This is a genomic window from Cellulomonas sp. P2_F12 (assembly GCF_056403775.1).
In genome coordinates this window covers 53,502-75,207 of sequence record NZ_JBFUEV010000002.1, presented here as the reverse complement: position 1 = coordinate 75,207, position 21,706 = coordinate 53,502, and the positions used below count along the sequence as shown (strand labels likewise).

General features: G+C 73.1%; 12 protein-coding genes. 6 read left to right on the top strand and 6 right to left on the bottom strand.

Annotated features, from left to right (window positions below):
* Positions 1-187 precede the first annotated feature (187 nt).
* Positions 188-3,316 (top strand): Ig-like domain-containing protein, encoded by a 3,129-nt coding sequence (locus AC1DWH_RS05200; RefSeq protein ID WP_477092782.1) that lies wholly within the window; start codon positions 188-190, stop codon positions 3,314-3,316.
* A 5-nt stretch (positions 3,317-3,321) separates the two neighbouring features.
* On the opposite strand, the gene AC1DWH_RS05195 is transcribed toward AC1DWH_RS05200, so the two are convergent.
* The 5 genes from AC1DWH_RS05195 to AC1DWH_RS05175 all read right to left on the bottom strand — a co-directional run bounded on the left by AC1DWH_RS05195 (position 3,322) and on the right by AC1DWH_RS05175 (position 13,228).
* A complete protein-coding gene (locus AC1DWH_RS05195) occupies positions 3,322-4,545 on the bottom strand; it encodes a pyridoxal phosphate-dependent aminotransferase (protein ID WP_477092781.1) in 1,224 nt (407 codons plus the stop codon).
* A gap of 411 nt (positions 4,546-4,956) precedes the next feature.
* The gene (locus tag AC1DWH_RS05190; protein ID WP_477092780.1) at positions 4,957-5,460 is read right to left on the bottom strand and encodes a hypothetical protein; all 504 of its coding nucleotides are present in this window, start codon (positions 5,458-5,460) and stop codon (positions 4,957-4,959) included.
* 121 nt (positions 5,461-5,581) lie between these two features.
* Complete coding sequence (gene adhE, locus AC1DWH_RS05185; RefSeq protein WP_477092779.1) at positions 5,582-8,320, bottom strand: bifunctional acetaldehyde-CoA/alcohol dehydrogenase; 2,739 nt, start codon at positions 8,318-8,320, stop codon at positions 5,582-5,584.
* A gap of 96 nt (positions 8,321-8,416) precedes the next feature.
* A complete protein-coding gene (locus AC1DWH_RS05180) occupies positions 8,417-10,132 on the bottom strand; it encodes a Na+/H+ antiporter (protein WP_456846876.1) in 1,716 nt (571 codons plus the stop codon).
* A gap of 42 nt (positions 10,133-10,174) precedes the next feature.
* On the bottom strand, positions 10,175-13,228 hold the full coding sequence (locus AC1DWH_RS05175) for a hypothetical protein (protein ID WP_477092778.1): 3,054 nt from the start codon (positions 13,226-13,228) through the stop codon (positions 10,175-10,177).
* A gap of 289 nt (positions 13,229-13,517) precedes the next feature.
* Here AC1DWH_RS05175 and AC1DWH_RS05170 point away from each other — a divergent pair, with 289 nt between their 5' ends.
* On the top strand, positions 13,518-16,232 hold the full coding sequence (locus AC1DWH_RS05170) for an MFS transporter (RefSeq protein WP_477092777.1): 2,715 nt from the start codon (positions 13,518-13,520) through the stop codon (positions 16,230-16,232).
* A 14-nt stretch (positions 16,233-16,246) separates the two neighbouring features.
* On the top strand, positions 16,247-17,611 hold the full coding sequence (locus AC1DWH_RS05165; protein ID WP_477092776.1) for an NtaA/DmoA family FMN-dependent monooxygenase: 1,365 nt from the start codon (positions 16,247-16,249) through the stop codon (positions 17,609-17,611).
* 54 nt (positions 17,612-17,665) lie between these two features.
* Here AC1DWH_RS05165 and AC1DWH_RS05160 read toward each other — a convergent pair whose 3' ends face one another.
* Entirely contained in the window at positions 17,666-19,417 is a 1,752-nt protein-coding gene (locus AC1DWH_RS05160; RefSeq protein ID WP_477092775.1) for a SulP family inorganic anion transporter, read from the bottom strand.
* Between the two features lie 191 nt (positions 19,418-19,608).
* On the opposite strand from AC1DWH_RS05160, the gene AC1DWH_RS05155 reads away from it, so the two are divergent.
* From AC1DWH_RS05155 to AC1DWH_RS05145, 3 genes are read left to right on the top strand one after another with little or no spacing between them, the layout of a single operon-like run.
* Positions 19,609-20,547, top strand: a complete 939-nt coding sequence (locus AC1DWH_RS05155) for an NADP-dependent oxidoreductase (RefSeq protein ID WP_477092774.1) — start codon at positions 19,609-19,611, stop codon at positions 20,545-20,547.
* A gap of 2 nt (positions 20,548-20,549) precedes the next feature.
* Positions 20,550-21,236 (top strand): NADPH-dependent F420 reductase, encoded by a 687-nt coding sequence (locus AC1DWH_RS05150; RefSeq protein ID WP_477092773.1) that lies wholly within the window; start codon positions 20,550-20,552, stop codon positions 21,234-21,236.
* 2 nt (positions 21,237-21,238) lie between these two features.
* Positions 21,239-21,706: a MarR family winged helix-turn-helix transcriptional regulator gene (locus AC1DWH_RS05145; RefSeq protein ID WP_477092772.1), complete on the top strand. Its 468-nt coding sequence runs from the start codon at positions 21,239-21,241 to the stop codon at positions 21,704-21,706.

The following is a 21,706-nucleotide window of genomic DNA, read 5'->3' as shown; positions in this document are numbered from 1 at the left end:
GCCTGCTGACCAGGCGTTTCGCCCATGCCGGGACAAGTCGCACGGGTGAATTGCGGTTGCACCGCCCGGTGACCCGTCCGGCCCTGCCGTGCATCTGCCGATGTCTTTAGCGTGCCCGTCGACCCCCGCCTCGACGACCGCACGCCGGGAGACCCCCTGAGCGTGTGAGGCCGCCGGAAGGAACCGCATGCTGCGTCGCCTCGTGCTCAGCCTCCTCGTCGCCGTGCTCGCGCTCGGCGGTGCCGCCGTGCCCGCCGTGGCCTCGGGCAGCGCCGACCTGTTCCCCCGCGTCGGTACCTCCGACGCGGCGTGCGACGCGAGCCACCCGTGCCGGGCTGCGCTCGAGTGGAGGACGAACGCGTACGGCCCCGCGGGGGACACGCAGATCCAGCGCCGCACGCTGTTCACGGTGTTCGCGCGGGCCGGCGAGCAGATCCTCACGGGCTCGTCGTCGATCGGGACGGGCAGCGCGGACATCGCGATCTGGAACCCCGGCGTGATCACCGACACCGAGGCCGGCACGCTGCCGGTGGTGGTCGACGGCACCAACGGGTTCAGCTGCGCGGCGCACCGGGTGGACGCGGCGAGCCTGGTCGGCAAGATCAGCGCGCGGAACCAGGAGCTGTCGCGCGCGCAGTCGGTGGACGGGACGCAGCACACCGCCGGCTACGTGCCGTGCGTGTACACCGCGCCGACCACGGGCCTCTACCGCGTCGCGTTCTTCGGGTCGGCGGGGATCAGCAACGCCGCCGATGGGTCGCCCGACCGGGACCTCAGCCCGTCGGGCGGCTTCACCGCGGCGGCCGGCTCGTCGGTCAACGCCTGGGACCTCACGGTCCGCGCGGGCACCTCCGCGTCCTCCGTGGTCGACATCCCGGGGCGCGCGTTCACGTACGTGCTGGCCGGGTTCACGGGCGGCAACCCGCGCCCGGTGACCATGAAGCTGTTCCTCAACACGCTCGACGGCTACCGCTACGCGGTGGACACCCACGGCTTCGACCCCAACGGGTTCGTGTTCTACGGCAACCGCGAGGGGTTCCTCGACGCCGACGGGAAGACGCCCCTGAACCACGACGTCGTCGGCACCGGCACCGCCCCGCAGACGCTGCCGTCGCTGGTCGGCGGCGTGCACCTGGCCAAGGCGCAGTACCCGTTGTCGTTCGAGCCGCTGGCGCCCGAGACGCTGACCGCCCTCGGCATCCCGACCACCCCGGTCCCGCCGACGCTGAGCGCCGTCGACTTCAGCGGGCTGGCCACCACCCACGGCAGCTACGTCGGCCAGGGCGGCACGTTCCGGCTCGACGCCGGCTCGGGCGGCACCTACGAGATCGTCATCTCGCGCGACGGCGCCAACTTCGACGCCGGTCTGCCCGGCAACCGCGCGCTCCGCGGGGTCGTGCCCGCCGGCACGTTCACCGTGACCTGGGACGGCAAGGACAACAGCGGCGTCGCGCTGCCCGTGAAGAACGGGTACGCGGTGCGGGCGGTGCTGCGCGCCGGGGAGTACCACGCGCCCATGCTCGACGTGGAGAGCTCGACCCAGGGCGGTCCCAGCATCACGCTGCTCAACCCCCCGGCCGGCGTCTGCCCCTTCACCGGGGCGGCCAGCACGGGCACCAACTGCACGCGGGTGTTCTACGACGACCGCACGTACCTGTCGAGCACCGGCGTCCGCGTGGGCGACCTGACCTCGGGCACGGTGTGCGCGGCCTTCTCGACGCCGCTGCCCGCCCAGCGGTTCGCCGACCCGGTGACCGGCGTCGACAGCACCACCAACTCGCGCGCGTTCGGCGACGGCGCCGGCCTCAACGCCAACCAGTACTGCCCGACGACGGGCGGCACGCTCGGGGACGCCAAGGGCCTCGACCTGTGGACCTACTTCCCGTCCAAGCAGACCGCGACCCAGCTCGACGTGCTCCCGGTCCCCACCGCGCCGGTGCCGGTCGACGACGCGACGACGACGCCGGTCAACACGCCGCTGGTGCTGCCCGCCCCGGGTGTGCTGGTCAACGACGCGGGCACCCGGCTCAGCGTGGTGACGTCGGCGACGACGACGCCCGGGCACGGCACGGTGACGACCAACCCCGACGGGTCCTTCACCTACACGCCGGCGACGGGCTACGTCGGGCCTGACCAGTTCCAGTACACCGTCACCGACGACTACGGCCAGAAGGCCACGGCCACCGTGCGGATCACGGTCACGCCGGTCGCGGGAGACGACGCGTGGACCACCACGGTGAACACGCCGCTCACCGTCCCGGCACCCGGCGTGCTGGTCAACGACGTCGGCACGGGCCTCACCGCGGGCTCCCCGTCGACCCCGGCGCACGGCACCGTGGTCCTGGACCCGACCGGCGGGCTGCGCTACGAGCCCGACCCCGACTTCTCGGGGACGGACACCTTCACGTACGTCGCCTCGAACGGTCCGCTCTCCGACGGGGCGACCGTGACGATCACCGTCACGCCGCAGGCCGCGGACGACGACCTGGGCACCGTGCCGGCCAACGTGACCACCACCGGCGACGCCCCGGGCGTGCTGGTCAACGACTCCGGCTCGGACCTCGAGGTGACCGCGGTCGGCCCGCCCGCGCACGGGACGGTCTCCATCGCCCCGGACGGGAGCTGGGCCTACACGCCGACCCCGGGCTGGGGCGGCACGGACACCTTCACCTACACCGCGACGGACTCCTCCGGGCAGACCACGGACGCCACGGTGACCGTCCACGTGACGGCGCCGGTGCAGCTGGCCCACGCCGTCGACGACACCGCGACGGGCGTGCCCGGGCAGCCGACGACCCTCACCGAGCTGATCAACGACGTGCCCGGCGACAACCTCGCGTGGGACCCGACCAGCGTCCAGCTGCTCGACCCGGTGAGCGGCCTGCCGGTGAGCTCGGTGACCGTGCCGGGCGAGGGCACCTGGACCGTCGACGACGGCCTGGTCGTCTTCACGCCGGTGCCCGACTTCCAGGGCGACGCGCACCTCGACTACCAGGTGACCAACACGGCCGGGCAGGACGTCACGGCGACGATGACGGTCACGTACCCGCCGCCGCCGATCTCGACGCTGGCGGCGCCGCCGGTCCTCCAGGTGACGGTCACTGTGCCCGCGGGGACGCCGGCGCCCGCGACCCCGAAGCCGGCCGCCCACCCGACCACGGTGAAGGTCACCGTGCACATCTCCGGCGGGGCGCACCCGACCTCGCTCGCGCACACGGGGTCGGACCCGGTGACCGGGCTCCTGGTCGCGTTCTCGCTGGTGGGCGCGGGTCTGGCTCTCGCAGTGGGACGACGGCGGCTGGCCGCCCGAGGCTGAGGCCGTCAGGCCCGGTGCAGCCGGTGCAGGCCCTCGACGGCCTGCGCCAGCACCTCGTCGCGCTTGACGAAGGTGAACCGGACCCACGGCCGCAGGGCGGTGTCGACGTCGGACCCGGCATGCGTGAACGCGGACACGGGCACGCCGACCACGCCGGCGAGCGCGGGCAGGTCCCGGCACAGCGCGGCGCCGTCGGTGTACCCGAGCGGGGTCGCGTCGGCCAGGACGAAGTAGGTGCCCTGCGGCCGGACCACCGCGAAGCCTGCGTCCTCCAGGCCGCCGCACAGCAGGTCCCGCCGGCGGGACAGCGAGGCGGCGAGCTCGACCACCCAGGCGGCGACGTCCGGGTCGCGCAGCGCGAACGCGACCGCGGGCTGGAACGGCGCACCGTTGACGTACGTGAGGAACTGCTTCACGGTGCGCACGGCGGTGACCAGCGGTTCCGGGCCGGTGACCCAGCCGATCTTCCAGCCGGTGAACGAGAACGTCTTGCCGGCCGACGAGATGGTGAGCGTCCGCTCGGCCATGCCGGGCAGGGTCGCGATCGGGACGTGCACGGCGTCGGACCCGTCCAGCACCAGGTGCTCGTACACCTCGTCGGTCACCACCAGCGCGTCGTGCGCGACCGCCAGCCGGGCGATCGCCGCGAGCTCGTCGCGTGTCAGCACAGTGCCGGTCGGGTTGTGCGGGGTGTTCACCAGCACCAGCCGGGTCCGGGCGGTGAACGCCCTGGTCAGCGCGTCGAGGTCGAGCCGGAACCCGCCGGCCGTCGCGCGCAGGGGCGCCGTGGTGTGGGTCGCGCCGGCCATGGCGATGACGGCCGCGTAGGAGTCGTAGAACGGCTCGAGCGTGAGCACCTCGTCGCCCGGGCCGGCCAGCGCCAGCACGGTCGCCGCGATGGCCTCGGTGGCGCCGGCGGTGATCAGCACCTGGGTGCCGGGGTCCCAGCGCAGGCCGTACCGGTCCCGCTGGTGCTCGGCGACCGCCTCGCGCAGGGCGGGGATCCCCGGGCCGGGCGGGTACTGGTTCGCGCCCGCGGCGATCGCCTCGGAGGCGGCCCGGGCGACGGACGCGGGGCCGTCGACGTCGGGGAATCCCTGCCCCAGGTTCACGGCGCCGGTGCGCGCGGCGAGCGCCGACATCTCCGCGAAGACGGTGGCCCGGGGGACGCCGTCGTCGCCCATCAACCCGGTCGCGCGGGCGACGTCCTGCCAGCGGGGTGCAGTCATGCACCGAGGTTAGGGGGTGGCGGGGAACCGACCCGTCGCCGACGGGTCGTGAGCGGGTGCGCTCAGCTCACCAGTCCGGACGCGGCGGTGAGGCCCGCGACCACGACCAGTGCAAGGGACGCCCAGGCTGCGACGATCCACCACTCCACGTGGTGTCTCCGCAGAACCCGCTGCGCCTGACGTTCGGCCATACCTAGAAGATCGGCACGTCCCGCCCCAGGTACAACATCCCGCGCCGACGAGCATCGAATTCACCCTTTCGGCGCGCAACGGATCGCCGACTTGCGACACGATGCCGTCGTTCGTCGTCGCTGGACCGTGGAGAGGCGAGCGCGCAACGGATCGCCGCTCCACGACACGATGCCGTCGTTCGCGGCCGCCGGGCCGTGGAGAGCGAGCGCAACGGATCGATCAGCTGCCGGCGGCGTCCAGCTTGTCGCTGAGCGTGGCGAGCTGCTGGGAGATCTGGTCGAGACCGTCGGCGGCGGCGCCGGTGGCGTTGCCCTTGGCGGTGTCGAGCTCGCTCCTGGCGTCGGCCAGCTGGGCCTTGGCGTCGTCGAGCGACTGCTGCGAGGCGGCGGACCCGTCGGACTTGGCCTTCTCGAGCGCTGCCTGGGCGTCGGCGACGGCGCTCTGTGCGTCGGTGACGGCCTTGGTCGCGGAGTCGTCGAGGGTGCCCAGCTGGGTCTTGAGGTCGGTGATCTTCTGCGCGGCGGCGTCGGCCTCGGCCTGGGCGTCGGCGACCTGGGACTTGAGGTTGTCGACCGCGGTCTGCGCCTGGCTCGCGGCGTCCTTGGCCTTCTGCTTGGCGTCGTCGATGTCGGAGCTGGAGCACGCTGCCAGGCCCGCGGCGAGGAGGACGGCGACCAGCGGGGCTCCGACGCGGGCGAGTCGAGGGCGGATCGGGCTGGGCATGCGGTCCTCCGGTGCTCGGGTCAGGTCGGGCCCACAGTCTGCCTCTCTGCGCACCGACACGCCCAGCGAGAAGGGGCCGACGCCCCGCCCTCTGTGGAGGCGGGGCGTCGGCGGCGAGCGGCTACAGCGCGGGGGAGGGGACCCGCTCGGCTGCTGCCTGCTCGCTGCGGCGGGCACGGACGTCTCCCAGGGACGTGCCGTAGTACGCCGCAGTCATCAGGTCCTTCATGTCGCCGATCATCGGCATCCGGGGGTTCGCGGGGGCGCACTGGTCCTCGTAGGCACCCATCGCGACCTCGTCGAGCCGAGCCAGGAACTCCTGCTCGTCGACACCCTGCGCCTGGAACGACGACGGGATGCCCACGCGAGCCCGCAGCGACTCGACCGCCAGCGCGTACGACTCCACGCCCTCGGCCGGGGTCGACGCCGGCAGCCCGAGCGCGGCGGCGAGCTGCTGGAACCGCTCCGGTGCCACGTAGTGCTCGTACTTGGGCCAGCTGGTCAGCTTGGTCGGGACCGTGCCGTTGTAGCGGATGACGTGCGGCAGCAGGGTCGCGTTCGTGCGGCCGTGGACCAGGTGGTAGGTCGAGCCGACGACGTGCGCCATCGCGTGCACGATGCCCAGGAACGAGTTCCCGAAGGCCATGCCGGCGATGGTGCCGGCGTTGTGCATGGTCGCTCGCGCGTCCTGCGTCGCGGGGTCGGCCGGGTCACCGTTCACCGACATCGCGAGGTTCTCGAAGATCAGGCGGACGGCGTGCAGTGCCATGCCGTCGGTGAAGTCGTTGGCGTAGACGCTGACGTACGCCTCGGTGGCGTGCGTGAGGGCGTCGAAGCCCGAGTCGGCCGCCAGCGAGGCCGGCATCTTCGCGGTCAGGACCGGGTCGATGATCGCGACCGACGGGGTCAGCGCGTAGTCGGCCAGCGGGTACTTCTTGCCGGCCTCCGGGTCGCTGATGACCGCGAACGGCGTGACCTCCGCGCCGGTGCCCGAGGTGGTCGGGATGCACACCAGCTGCGCGAGCTCGCCCAGCACGGGGAACTTGAACGCGCGCTTGCGGACGTCGAAGAACTTCTGCTTGAGGTCGGAGAAGTTGATCTCCGGGTGCTCGTACAGCAGCCACATGACCTTCGCGGCGTCCATCGGGGAGCCGCCGCCCAGCGCGATGATCGTGTCGGGGCGGAAGTGGCGCATCTGCGCGGCCCCGGCCTGGACTGTACGGACCGACGGCTCGGGCTCGACCTGGTCGATGATCTGCAGGGCGACCTTCGAGGAGCGGCGGTTGAGCACGTCGATGATCTTGTCGACGAACCCCAGCGTGGTCATGGTCGAGTCGGTCACGATCGTCACGCGCTCGACGTCGGGCATGTCCGCGAGGTAGCGGATGGCGTTCGGCTCGAAGTACGTCTTTGCCGGCACCTTGAACCACTGCAGGTTGTTGTTGCGACGCCCGATCCGCTTGACGTTCACCAGGTTCACCGCCGAGACGTTGTTGGACACGGAGTTGTGGCCGTACGAGCCGCAGCCGAGGGTCAGCGACGGGATGAACGCGTTGTAGATGTCGCCGATGCCGCCCAGCGACGAGGGCGCGTTGGCGATGATGCGGACGGCCTTGACCCGGCTGCCGTACTCGTCGGTCAGGGCGTCGTCCTGCGTGTGGATCGCGGCGGAGTGACCCAGGCCGTCGAACTCGACCATCTGCTCGGCCAGGCTGATGCCGTGCTCGGTCGACGTGGCACGCAGCACCGCGAGGACGGGCGCGAGCTTCTCGCGGGTCAGCGGCTCGTGCGGCCCGACGGAGCCGACCTCGACCATGATGATCGAGGTGTCCTCGGGGACCGTGAAGCCCGCCTGCTCGGCGATCCACTGCGGGCTCTGACCGACGACGGACGCGTTGAGCTTGGCGCCGGCGCAGTTCTTCCCGTCGGCCTCGACCCCGAAGATGAAGCGCTCGAGCAGCGTCTTCTCCGTGGCGTTCGCCCGGTAGGCGTGCAGCACGGCGAACTCGGCCATCGCGGCGTCGTAGATGACGTCGTCGATGATGACGGCCTGCTCGGAGGCGCAGACCATGCCGTTGTCGAACGCCTTGGACAGCACGACGTCGTTGACGGCCCGCTGCAGCTTGGCGGACTTCTCGATGTAAGCGGGCACGTTGCCGGCGCCGACGCCCAGGGCGGGCTTGCCGCACGAGTACGCGGCCCGGACCATCGCGTTGCCGCCGGTGGCCAGGATCAGCGCGATGCCCGGGTGGTTCATGAGCGCCGTGGTCGCGGCGATCGACGGCTGCTCGACCCACTGGATGCAGTGCTCGGGGGCGCCTGCGGCGACCGCGGCGTCACGCACCACGCGGGCGGCCGCGACGGACGAGGCCTGCGCGCTGGGGTGGAACGCGAACACGATCGGGTTGCGGGTCTTGAGCGCGATGAGCGCCTTGAAGATCGTGGTCGACGTCGGGTTGGTCACCGGGGTGACGCCGCAGATGACGCCGACGGGCTCGGCGATCTCGGTGATGCCCGTGAGCTCGTCGCGGGAGATCACCCCGACGCTCTTGAGGTTCGCCATCGAGTTGGTGACGTGCTCGCACGCGAAGATGTTCTTCACGGCCTTGTCCTCGAACACGCCTCGGCCGGTCTCGTTCACCGCGAGGAGCGCGAGCTCACCGTGCTTGTCGAGGGCGGCGACCGAGGCCTTCTTCACCAGGTGATCGACGTCCTCCTGCGTGAAGCGCGCGTACTCGGCCAGCGCCTTGGCGCCCTGCGCCACCAGCTGGTCGATCGCGGGCGCCGGGTCGGACTCCTGGGGGGTCGGGCTGCCCTTCGTGGCGGTCGTGCGGGACGTGGTGTGATCCGTGACGGTCACCGGTCTTCTCCCTGTCGAGGCCATGTCGAGACCTTGCGGCTCGACGTTCTCGACGTTACGCAGCGGGGAGCGTCCGATTGTGGGCCGAACGTCCTCTCATGCCCGGCGCACCCGCTCGACCCACGACGACGACAGGCTCTCGTCCTCCAGGTCCAGCTCGCGCATCATCCGGCGCATGACGGTCTCGTCGAGCTCTCCGGAGTCCCGCTTGTCCATGAGCACGTCGCGCTGCGCGGCCACGATCTCGCGGCGAAGCCGCTGGGTGCGCAGGCCCTCCTCGGGGGTCGGCACGCGCGCCGGGCTGACCTCGCGGATCGCGCCGGACACGCCGGTCAGCTCGGGCGGTGGCTCGTCGTCCGGCACCAGCTCGTCGGCCGAGGAGGGGTCGAGCATCACGGCGGCCGCCGTCGCGCGGGCGCGCCAGACCCCGGAGAGCCGGTCGATGAGCTCGCCGGCCCGCTCCGGGCCGAGGTTCCTGCTCCAGTCCTCGCGCTGCCGCTCGAGCACGTCGTGCACGGCGTCGGCGGTGGCCACCCGGACGGCGGCCTCCTGAGCGGCGTCCTGCGCGGTCTCGTCGGCCGACCCGACCCCCAGGCGCCGGATCACCCAGGGGAGCGTGAGCCCCTGGACCAGCAGCGTGCCGATGGCGACGGTGTAGGCGGCGAGCTGGATGGTGGCCCGCTCGGGGAACGGCTGACCGGCGCTGGTCAGCGGGATCGCGGCGGCCGCGGCGAGCGTCACCACCCCGCGCATGCCCGCCCACGACACGACCGCCGACTCACGCGCGGTCAGCTTGTCCTTGGCGGGTCGGTGGCTGCCGCGCAGGCGCAGATGGTCGAACCGGGCCGTGGCGAAGATGTAGGCCGGCCGGACCAGGATCGCGACGAGCAGCACCATCAGCGACACCGCGACCCCGTGCCGCAGCCCCTGGTCGGAGGCGATCACGTCCCGCACCACCCACGGCAGCTGCACGCCGATGAGAGCGAACGTGAACGACTCCAGCACGAGGTCGACCGTGGACCAGATCGGCTCCTCGTAGAGCCGGGTGGCGTAGCCCGCCTGCGGGGAGGTGTGCCCCAGGTACAGCCCCGCGGCGACGACCGCGAGCACCCCGGAGCCCTTCAGCTCCTCGGCCAGCCAGTAGGCGGCGAACGGGGTGAGCAGCCCGATCGCGGAGGCCACCACCGGGTCGTCCAGCCGTAGCCGGACCCGGTGCACCACGAACGCGATGACGAGCCCGACGGTCACCCCGGCGGCGACGGCCAGCGCGAACACCGCCACCCCCTCGGCGAGCGCCCAGGTGCCCGTCGCGACGCCGGCGAGGGCCACCTTGTAGAGCGTGAGCGAGGTCGCGTCGTTGATGAGGCTCTCGCCCGAGAGCAATGTCATGACGCGCCGGGGCAGGCCCAGGCGTTTGCCGACGGCGGCCGCGGCGACCGCGTCCGGCGGTGCGACGACCGCGCCGAGCACCAGGGCGGCGGTCAGCGGCACGGCCGGCTCGGCCCACCAGAACACGAGCGCGACCGCGATCGCGCTGACCAGCACGAGCCCGACACCGAGCCGGGTGATCGAGTTCAGGGACGACCGGAAGTCGCGGTACGAGCTGGACAGCGCCGCGGAGTACAGCAGGGGCGGCAGCACGAACTCGAGCAGGATCTCCGGCTCGATCTCGTACCGCGGCACCCCCGGCACGAACGACACGACGATCGCGACGGCGACCAGGACCAGCGGGGCGGGCCACCCGCGCCGCCGGCACACCGCGGTGACCGCGACGGCTCCCGTGACCAGCACGAAGAGCTCGACGTTGTGCACGGAGCGGCCCCTCTGGTCACGACTGGTGCGGTCGTAGCGACCCTACCCAGCAGACCCGGAGAGTGAATCTCCAGCGGGCCGGGCCTCCGCTGTCCGGCGCCGCCCGAGCAGCGCCAGCACGACACCGACCACCGCGACCACGACCCCGACGACGGCCAGCGCCGCGGGCAGCCAGGTGGGGATCCCGAGGTAGACGGTGATGCCGAGGATCCGCGAGAGCCCCCACGGCAGCAGGGCCATCTGGTCGTTCCACACGGTCAGGGCGTGCTCCAGCCCGATGGCCGCGACGGCGCCGGCGGCGATCGCGAGCGTGAGCCCGCCCGCCACGGCCGTGAGCCCGACGGCACGGGCCGAACGGAGCCCGTACGCGCGCCGCAGGACGACGGCGACCACGACGAACAGCCAGCAGAAGGCGCCGAACGCCACGGTGATGTACGCCGTGCGCGCGGTCGGGGCGGTCCAGAAGCCGAACCAGTAGCGGCCCGGGCCGCGGACGGACAGGGCCACGAGCAGCACGACCGTCCGCAGCAGGATCACGCCGCCGAGCGCGGCCCACAGCAGGAACGGGTCGCGACGGCCGACGAGCAGCCGCAGCAGGAGCGCGAGCACGAGCCAGGAGCCGAGCGCGATGACGAGGTGAGCCGGCGCGGCGAACCAGGTGTAGACCTCCCGGCTGGCGACCAGGACGACGGCGGGGACCGCCCACACCAGCACCCGGTCGGTGCGCGTCGTCGGCGCGGGGACCTGCGTGATCCGCCACGGGCGGGTCGCCGCGACGAGCAGCGCGCGGAACGCCGTCGCGCCGGGGACCCGCCGACCGAGACGGGTGCCGAGCGCCAGGGCGGCGAGCGTGAGCAAGAGCAGGACCCGGGCGAACCAGGCCATGGCCGGGTCGCGGTCGGCGCGGTCGCTGCCCAGGTCCGCGGCGGTGAAGCTGTACGCCGGCAGGTCGACGTCGCCGCCGTACCGCGAGACGTGCTCGGCCCGTGCCGTCCGGTACTGCGCCTCCGCCTGGCGCCACTCGTCGTAGGCGGCGCCGCTGCCGGTGTCGAGCCACTGCGCGTGCCGCAGCACCATCGTGCGGTACGGCGCCAGCGTGCCCAGCAGGTCGGTCTCGTAGTCCAGGGCGCCGACGAACGAGTCGTAGAGCTCGGGCGAGAGCCACGAGCCGGGGTCGGTGGTGGCGACCTGTGCGCGCATCCCGGCGGCGACGTCGGCCGCTCCGGCACCGTCGGTGATGGCGGACTCGAGCTCGCTGCGGCTGACCGCGTAGATGCTGTCCAGCGCCGCCGAGTCGCCGGTGACGATGTCCCACTCGAAGATCCACATCATCGGCGGGGGCTCGAGGCCGAGCGCCTTGACGCTCTGCTCCGCGTACGGACCGATGTACAGGCCGCGGGTGATCGCCTCGCGGGACCGCCCGAGGGCGTCGGTGATCGCCGCGGAGGTGGCCGGGTCGTCCGACAGCGTCTGCCGCACCCAGTCGGTGGTGACCTGCGCCGGGTCGGAGTCGGGGTCCCAGGCGAGCCGCCCGGCCCCGTAGGTGTTGAGGTCGTACATCTGCCAGAACCCCGTGCGCAGGTACAGGGTCATCGGGCCGGCCCGCAGCGGGCCGCCGTCCTGCGTCCAGTTCCAGATGCCCTCGACGTGCGGGTTGGCCGCGAGGAACTGCTGGAGCGCCTGCGCCTCCTCGGCGACGAGGTCGTTCGGCAGGGACCCGAAGCCCTCGAACTCGCGCCGGGCCTGGAACTCGACGATCCGGCGCTGCGTGCCGACCGCGAGCGTGGGGTTCAGGGGCAGGTGGCTGTAGAAGTCGCCCATCGTGTACTTGGTGGACACGATCAGGTGCGGGTCGTCCAGGTCGCCCAGCACCGACTCGTAGGAGTCCGGGTTGGTGTGCAGGTCGCCCACGGCGCCGACCCCGACGGTCCAGGTCCGGAAGATGATGTCGCGGTCGTGCGCTCCCGCCGTCTCCAGGAGCGCGTGCAGCATCGCCCGCACCGACGACTCGGAGGTCACCGCGAGCTTCGAGGAGTAGTCCCAGCCGGCCTGGTAGACCGAGCCGCCCTCGCCGATGCGGACCATGAGCCCGTCGACGAACGGCAGGCTGTCGAACAGCTCGGACAGTCCCGCCTGGTAGACGGACCACAGCGCCGGGTCGTCGACGTCGAGGCCGCCGACGGTCCGCTCGAGGTAGGACTCGAGCGGCGGCGAGACGGCGAGCATGTCGGTCAGCAGGTAGACGTGCATGCCCATGTCGGCGGCGTACTGGAACACCGGCCCGAAGGCCGCGACCATCGCCTTCGCGCGGTCCACGTGCGGGTCGCCCTCGGGGTAGACCTGGTGGCCGTCGCCCACGCCGCTGAACGTCACGTACTCGAGGAATCCGGGCACGACGACGCCGTTGTACCCCTGCCGCAGCGCGTGCTGCACCAGCTGGCGGAACTGGGTGTCGATGCGCGCGACCGCCTCCTGGTCCACCCATGGGGCGGCCGGCAGCACGGCGCCCGCGACCACGTCCGTGTTCAGCGAGTAGTCGTCGCCGGCGGCGAACGCCTCGGGGTCCGCCTCCCGCCCGACCGAGCCCGAGTCGGTCAGCCGCAGGCCGAGCCGCGGCTCCTGCGTGGCCCCGTCGGCGACCACGGCGGCCCCGGAGCGGATCCGGTCGGCGGTCGCGTACAGGCCCGCGGCTGCCCCGGCCGGGCCGGAGGCCTGCAGCTCGTACCGGCCGTTCGCGTCCTGCTCGATCCGGTACGCCTCGTCCGAGTCGGCGAACGCCGGGACGATACGCACCGTGAGGTCGGCGTCGCCCGTCGCGGTCCCGACCGCCGGAGCCGGCAGGCCGCGGGCGGTGAGCGCGTCGGTGACGGCGGTGGCGGCCAGCCCGACCCGTTCGTCGGCCGGCACGTCGATCGTCGCGATCTGCGGCGCGGGCGCGAGGGCTGTCACCGCGCCGCCCGGCGACGCGGTGGGCGGCGTGTCCGCGGGCGTGTAGCTCAGCCCGAGCGCCTGCCCGACGCCCATGGCGACGGCGGCGCCGAGCGCGAGGACGACGAGGGCCGCCACGAGGGACGGCCAGGCGCGGGAGCGGGGCACCGCGGCAGTGTAGGAACGCCACCCGGGCGCGACGTGCCGCGGGTCCCACCGGCGTCAGGCCCGTGAGGGACAAAAGCCGTCGAACCGGTCCGGCGATCAGCCCCGTTCACCCGAACGGAGCAACCGAACGTGCCGGGACCCTCGGCCACCCGACGAGGCGGCAGGTCCGCATGCTGAGCAGTCGCGGGGACGTGTTGACGCTGGTCGGTGGGGTTCCTACGGTCCGCCGGAATCACCGCCCGCGCGTCCGGCGCGGTTGCGGGACCGTCGTCGACCGGAAGGCTCCTCGGTGACCGAACGTCAACGACGTCTGGCCCTGGCGTGCTGCCTCGGCGCCGGCTTCGCGACGCTGCTCGACTCGGTGGTGCTCAGCTTCGCCGTCCCCAGCATGACCGCCGCGCTCGGTGCGAGCACGGGGCAGGTCCAGTGGGTGCTCGCGTCCTACTCGTTGACGTTCGGGCTGGGCCTCGTACCCGGGGGACGGCTCGGCGACGCGTTCGGCCGGCGCGGGCTCTTCGTCGCCGGCCTGGTCGTGTTCGTCGTCGGCGGGTTCGCGGCCGCCGGCGCCGGGAACGTCTGGTGGGTCGTCGCCGGCCGGCTGGTCCAGGGGTTCGGCGCGGGCCTGATCAGCGCGCAGGTGCTCGGCGTCATCCAGGACCTGTTCGTCGGGGCGCGGCGGGTCCGGGCGCTCGCGGCGTACACCAGTGCGGGCGCGGCCGCCGCGCTGGTCGGACCGCTGGCGGCGGCCGCGGTGCTGTCGTTGCTGCCGCCCGCGTGGGGCTGGCGCGGGGTGCTGCTGCTCAACGTCCCGTTCGCCGTCGCCACGCTCGTGCTCGCGCTGCGCTGCCTGCCGACCGCGGCCCGCGGTGGACGGCGGCCGGACGTCGACGTCCCCGGCGTGGTGATGCTGGGCGCGCTCGCGGTCCTGGCCACGCTGCCGGTGATCGACCCGGGCGCCCATCCCGCGGCCCTGGTGCTGGTCGCCGTCGCCGTCCCGGTGCTGATCCTGGTGCTCGCCGGCTGGGAACGGCGGTACGGGCGGCGCGGGAAGGTGCCCCTGTTCGCGCCCGCCCTCGTGCGGCAGACCGGCTTCCTCGCAGGCAACGGCGTCGCGCTGCTGTGGTTCGGGTCCGTCATCTCCCACGGCACCGTCCTGACGCTCTACCTGATCCAGGGTGCCGGCCAGCCCGCCCTCGCCGTCGCGCTGGTGCTCGTGCCGTCGGCGGTGAGCCGGATCGTGGCCTCGTCGGTCGCCCCGCGCGTGTTCCACCGCCGTGGCACCCGGACCGTCCCGGTCGCGCTGCTGGGGCAGGTCGCGTGCCTGGTCGGCATCGCCGTCGCCGCGCGCGGCCTGGAGGGCGGCGAGTTCCTGGTCGTCGTCGCGGCGATCGAGGTGCTGCTGGGCTTCGCGAGCGGGCTGGTCGAACCGCCGCTGCGGGCGATCACGCTCGGGTTCGCGCCGGCCGGCTTCCACGGCGTCGCCGCCTCGTTCCTGCAGCTGACGCAGCGCCTGTCGGCCACGTTCTGCGTGGCGGTCGCGTCGGGCCTGCTGTTCAGGGGCGCCCAGGCGGTCGTGACCCCAGGGTCGTTCGTCGTGTCGCTGCTCTTCTGCGCGACCTTGCTGGTCCTTGCCGCAGGGATCGCCTGCACGCCGTGGTTCCACGCGAGCGACGGCGGATCCACCATGCGAGACGACGCCGGACAAGGGTTGGCACGGGCCGCCGCAGACCTATCGTCACCGCCGTCTCAAGACCCGCAGGGGTCGCCCCGACGTCGCAAGGAGTGCTCCATGGCGAGCGACCGTGCCCACCACCCGATCGTCGCCGTCGCGCTCGAGGGCGCCGGCTGGCACCCGGCCGCCTGGCGCGAGGACGCCGCCCGCCCGGAGGCGCTCACGGACGGCGCGTACTGGGTCGACCTGACCCGGCGCGCCGAGGCCGGCGTCGTCGACCTGGTGACGTTCGAGGACAGCTTCGGCGTCCCGGCCGACCCGCGGGACGACCCGGCCGGCGAGCGCACCGATCGCGTGAGAGTACGGCTGGACGCCGAGCTCGTCGCGGCCCGGGTCGCACCCGCGACGACCCACGTCGGCCTCGTTCCTGTCGTGACGACGATCTACACCGAGCCGTTCCACGTCGCCAAGGCGCTGGCCACGCTCGACCACACGAGCCGCGGTCGCGCGGGCTGGCAGGTGCGGGTCTCGGGGCTGACCGACGAGACGTCGCTGACGGGTCGGCGCGACTTCCCGACGCTGACGATCGAGGACTACCTGGCGGGTCGTGGGGCCGAGGCCATCGGCGAGCGGTTCGACGAGGCCGCCGCCGTCGTCGACACCGTCCGCGCCCTCTGGGACAGCTGGGAGGTCGACGCCGAGATCCGCGACGCCGAGACCCGCCGGTTCATCGACCGCGACAAGGTGCACCGCGTCGACATCGAGACGCCGTGGTTCTCCGTGCGCGGCCCGTCGATCACCCCCCGCCCGCCCCAGGGCCAGCCGGTGGTGACCGCGCTCGCGCACGCGACCGTGCCGTACGAACTCGCCGCGCGCTCGGCCGACGTGGTGTTCGTGACGCCGCACGACGACTCGTCGGCGGCGTCGATCCTGGCCGAGGTCCGAACCGCTGAGGACTCCGTCGGGCGCACGGGCGAGCCGCTGCGCGTGGTGGCGGACCTCGCCGTCGTGCTGGACGCGGGCGGCGAGACCGGTGCCGCGCGGCTCGCTCGTCTCGACTCCCGGGCCGGGGGCTGGGCCACTGACGCGCGCATCGTCACCGGGTCTGCGCGCGACGTGGCCGACCTGGTGGAGGCCTGGACGCGGCTCGGGTACGACGGCGTGCGGTTCCGCCCCGCCGTGCTGCCGGACGACCTCGACGCGCTGGTGGCCGACGTGCTGCCCGAGCTGCGCCGCCGCGGCCTGGCCCGCACCGCGTACGACGCACCGACCCTGCGCGGGCTGCTGGGCCTGCCGACCGACGTCCCCAACCGCTTCGCCGCGGCCGTCTGAGAGCGAGAGAAGCCATGACCAAGCCCCGCAAGCAGATCATCTTCGGCGCCTACCTGGGCGGCGTGAACCACCACACGCTCTGGCACCTGCCGGAGTCCGGCAGCCAGATCGACTTCTCGTCCTTCGAGCACACCGCCCGCACGGCCGAGCGCGGGAAGTTCGACTTCTTCTTCCTCGCCGAGGGCCTGGCGCTGCGCGAGCGCGACGGGCAGGTCTTCGACCAGGACATCATCGGCCGGCCCGACACGTTCACCGTGCTCGCCTCGATCGCGGCGGTCACCGAGCACCTGGGCCTGGCCGGCACGATCAACGCCACCTTCAACGAGCCGTACGAGCTGGCGCGGCAGCTGGCGAGCCTGGACCACCTCTCGGGCGGACGCGCGGCCTGGAACGTCGTCACCAGCTTCGACGCATTCACGGGCGGGAACTTCCGCCGGGGCGGGTTCCTCGACCGGTCGCAGCGGTACGAGCGGGCGGCCGAGACGGTGGCCGTCGTGCGCGAGCTGTGGGACTCCTGGGCCGCCGACGACCTCGTGATCGACAAGGACGCGGGCGTCTTCGCCCGGACCGGAGCCGGCGCGTTCGCGCACACCGGGGAGCAGTTCGACGTGTCCGGGCGGTTCGGCGTGCCGCGATCCCCGCAGGGCCACCCGGTGATCCTGCAGGCCGGCGTCTCGCCGCAGGGACGGGACTTCGCGGCGGCGAACTCGGACGCGATCTTCTCGCCCTACGGCCGGTTCGAGGAGGCTCGGGCGTACTACGACGACATCAAGGCGCGCGCCGCCGGGTTCGGGCGCAACCCCGACCACCTCAAGATCCTGCCCAGCGCGTCGTTCGTCCTCGGCGCCACCGCGGCCGAGGCCCGCGAGAAGGACGAGTGGGTGCGCGAGGAGCAGGTCACCGGACGCACGGCGCAGATCCTGCTCGAGCAGATCTGGAACCGCGACCTGTCCGGCTACGACCCGGACGGCCCGCTGCCGGACGTGGAGCCCGCGCTCGACGCGCCGTCGTTCATCGCCGGCCGCGCGCTCACCCACGCGGACCGGCCCGGGACCGTCGCGCGCCTGCGCGCCCAGGCGGAGGCGAACGGGTGGTCGCTCCGACAGACCGCGATCGAGGAGTTCACGCGCGGCAGCTTCGTCGGCACGCCGACCCAGGTGGCGGACGCCCTCGACGACTTCGTGCAGAACGACGGCTCGGACGGGTTCGTCATCGGCTCGCACCTGGTGCCGATGGGGCTCGACGAGTTCGTCGACGACGTCGTGCCGCTGCTGCAGGAGCGCGGCTCGCTGCGGACCGAGTACTCGGGCAGCACGCTGCGCGACAACCTCGGCCTGCCCGTGCCCGCCCCGCAGGTCCCCGCGACCGCCGGGGTGTGACCGCCGCCGTCCCGGACCACCGCGGGGAGTGGTCCGGGACGGCGGCGTCTGCTGTCAGTCCGGGTGCTCGACCTCGGTGCCTTCGGGGGACGCGGCACCCTGCGCCCGGTGCGCCTCGACCGCGCGGTGCACGCTCCCGTGGATCCGGTCCGTGCCCAGCCGGTCGACCACGCCGTCGCGGGCCAGCGTCGCCCGGACGGCGGGCTTGAGCCGGGCCAGCCGGACCACCACGTCCGAGTCCCTGGCCAGGTCGAGGATCTCGTGCAGGGTCGCGGCGCCCTGGGCGTCGATCACCGCGACGGCCCCGCAGTCGATCACGATCACGCGGGCGTCCGGCTGCGCGTCGGCGACCTCGCGCACCCGGTCCTGGATCGCGTCCGACGTCGCGAAGAAAAGCCCCCCGTCGATGCGGATGACCGCGATGCCCTGCTCGGGCTGGTCGTCCGGGTACTCCTCGTGCTCGCGGAACACCTGGGTCCCCGGCTCGCGGGCCATGAGCGGCAGGGACGGCCGGGTGGTGACCGAGACGAGCCACAGCAGCGACAGCCCGATGCCGATGAGGACGCCGGCCAGCACCCCGACGACGAGCGTGCTGACCAGGGCGGCGATCGCGATCCAGAAGTCGAAGCGCTGCACCCGGAACAGCCTGCGCAGCCCGGCGACGTCCATCATGCCCATGACGACCGCCTCGATGATGATGGCGGCGAGCACGGCGGTCGGCAGGCCCGAGAACAGGGGGGCCAGCAGCACGAGCGTGAGCAGCACCATCACGCCGGACGTCAGCGACGCGACCGGCGACCGCGCACCGGTGCGGTCGTTGAGCGAGCTGGCCGAGAGGCTGGTGGAGACGGGCATGCCCTGCAGGAGCCCGGCCCCCACGTTCGCCGCGCCCTGCGCGAGGGACTCCTGGTCGATGTCCACGCGGTAGCGGTGCCGGGCCGCGAACATGCGGGCGTCGCCGGCCGTCTGCGAGAAGCCGATCATCACCAGCGCGACGGACGCGAGGCCCACCGTCGCCGCGTTGTCGAGCAGCAGCAGGGGATCGGGGACCACCACCGACGGCAGCCCGCGCGGCACGTCCCCGACGAGCGCGACGCCGTGAGCCCCGAGGTCCAGCAGCCAGTTCGCCAGCAGGCCGCCGACCACCAGGACGAGCGCGCCCGGCACCCGCGGCGCGATGCGGCGCAGCCCGAACACCGTGACCAGCGCGATCCCGCCGACGAGGACCGTGGCCAGGTTCGCCTCGCCCAGGGTGCCGAACCAGGACACCAGCTCCTGCGGCGGCGACGAGCCGTCCACGCTGGTGCCGGTGATCTTGGGCAGCTCCCCGATCACGACGTCGATCGCCGCCCCGAACAGGAAGCCCGTCACCACGGCCCGGGACAGGAACTGCGCGATCCAGCCCATCTTGAGCACGGCCAGCAGCACGAAGATCAGGCCCGAGACGAGCGTGATCCCGGCGACGAACGACGCGACCTGGTCCCCGACCAGCCCGGCCGCGACCACGGCGCTCGCGGCGACGGCGGCCAGCCCGGAGCTCGGGCCCGTGGAGATCTGGCGGCTGGTGCCGAAGATCGCGTAGAGGATCGCCCCCGCGGCCGCGGCGTAGAGGCCGTTCTGCAGCGGGATCCCCGCGATCCCGGCGTAGCCCAGGTTCTTCGGGACGATCAGCGCGGCGACCGCGACCCCCGCGGCGATGTCCGTCCGCAGCCAGCGCCGGTCGTACCCGCGCAGGGCCCCGACGATCGGCACGCGGTCGGACCAGCGGCGGCGGGCGCGGGTCGACGGTTCCTGGGGCGCTGTCATCGGGTGATCACGAGGCCAGCCTCTACCCGAGTGCCCGGTGGTGTCAGGTAGTTCGTGAGCCGTGTCGCGGGCGCAAGGGTCGATGTTCCCGCAGTTCAGAAGGCGAGGTCGGACGAGTGTCGTCCGCGTGCAATACTTCGTCCTACAGTATCTGTAAGAGAAGATACTTCACCGAGAGGGAGTGTTCGTCCGTGACCACAGCTCTGACCTACCGTGCGGCGGTCGCCCGCAGGTTCGGACCGCCTGACGCGCTGGGGGTCGAGGATCTGCCCGTCGGCCCACTGGCGCCGGGGACCATCCGGGTCGCCGTCCGGGTCGGAGGCGTGAACCCCGTCGACGCGACGATCCGCTCGGGGGCGTTCGGTGGGGGAGTGCCGTTCGTGCCGGGCACCGAGTTCGCGGGTGTGGTCGTCGAGCTCGGCGCGGGCGTCTCGGGTGTCACGGTCGGTGACGAGGTCGTCGGATTCGGCACGCCCGGCGCGGACGCGGACCTGGTCACCACGACGCCCGACCGCGTGGTGCGCAAGCCGGCGGACCTGTCGTGGGAGCTCGCGGGTGCGGTGGGCGCGGTCGGCCAGACGGCGCTGACGGTGCTCGATGCGCTGGCCCTGCCCGCGGATGCGCCTGTCGTCGTCCACGGCGGCTCGGGCGGGGTCGGCACGATCTTGGTGCAGCTGCTCGTGGCGGCGGGGAACCCGGTGGTCGCCACCTCGAGCGCCGCGCGCGCCGACTACCTCACGAGCCTCGGTGCACGGCCGATCGCCTACGGTCCCGACCTGGCCGCCCGGCTGGCCGCCGAGCACCCGGTCGGCTTCGCCGCCTCGATCGACCTCGCGGGCAGTGCGCAGGCCGGCGAGATCGGCAGCGCCGTGCGGACGGCGGGCGGCAAGGCCGTCACCATCGTGCCTGCGACCACGCAGAGCCACCGGATCCCGCTGATCCAGGTGCAGCGGTCCCAGGGCCGCCTGGCCCGGCTGCTCGCCGACGCGGCCGACGGCACGCTCCGGATGCCGGTGCAGACGATGCCTCTCAAGGAGATCGTCGAGGTGCACCGCCGCCTCGACGCCCGGCACGCCGTCGGCAAGACCGTCCTCGACCTGTCCGACAACCCGCACCTCCCGGAGGCCTGACCGTGACCACCCTCTCGCTGATCGGCCCGGGCCGTCACGGCACCGCGATCGCGCAGCTCTTCGCCGCCCACGGCGTCGAGGTGACGCTCTTCCACTACCGCCCGCAGAAGGCCGAGCAGGCCGCCCGGACGATCACCGCGGTCGTGCCGGATGCGGCGATCAAGCTCGCCGAGAGCCTGGAAGCGGCGGTCGACAGCTCGGACGTCGTCGCTCTGACCACGCTCTGGGACGCGCCGCAGCGGGAGGTCCTCTCGCGCATCGGCGACCGGCTCGTCGGCAAGGTGCTGCTCGACGTGTCCAACCCGCTCGACGTCACTCCGGCCGGGATCTTCTTCCGCACGCCGGTCGACGGGTCCGCGGGCCAGTTCGTCTCCACGCTGCTGCCGGCCGGGGCCGGACACGTCAAGGCGTTCTCGAACGTGGCGACAGCGGTGCTCGGCGCGGCCGCCGACCAGCAGCCCTGCGCGGTCCTGCCCTACCTCGCCGACGCGGTGGCCACGGCCCACCGGGTGAAGCCCCTGCTGGAGCTGACCGGGTGGCAGCCGCGGTACGTCGGCGACATCCAGCGTTCGGCGGACCTCGAGATCGGTGGCCGCTACAACAAGGTGGCCGGCCGCCTGGGTCGTACTGTCCTCGACGTGCGGGAGTTCACCGAGCAGTTCGGGCCAGAGCGGCTTCCGCGGCGCTGACGATGACGACGACCGTGGAGGAGGGGCGAGTGGACGCGGAGCGGGAGAGCCGGATCGCGGTCTGGCGTGACCTGGTGGCCGCGCACGACCGGCTGATGAAGCAGTTCCAGACGGAGCTCAAGGCCGAGTTCGACCTGTCCGTGCCTCAGTACGACGCCCTGCTGCGTCTGTCGCTGGCCGGAGGGACGTGCCTGCGGATGGGTGAGGTCGCCGACGCGCTGCTGTTCAGCAGCGGCGCCGCGACCAAGGTGTTCGACCGGCTCGTCGAGCGCGGGCTCGTCGAGCGCGGCGCCGATCCCGGCGACCGGCGCACCGTGCTCGTCGGGCTGACCGATGCGGGCCGTGAGCTGTTCGCCCGGGCTCAGGGGTCCCACGGCGACAGCATCCACGACACGCTCGGCCCGTTCGCCTCGGCCACCGAGCGCCGGCACGTCGAAGCGTTCCTGGAGCGGCTCGCCGCGGCGAGCTGA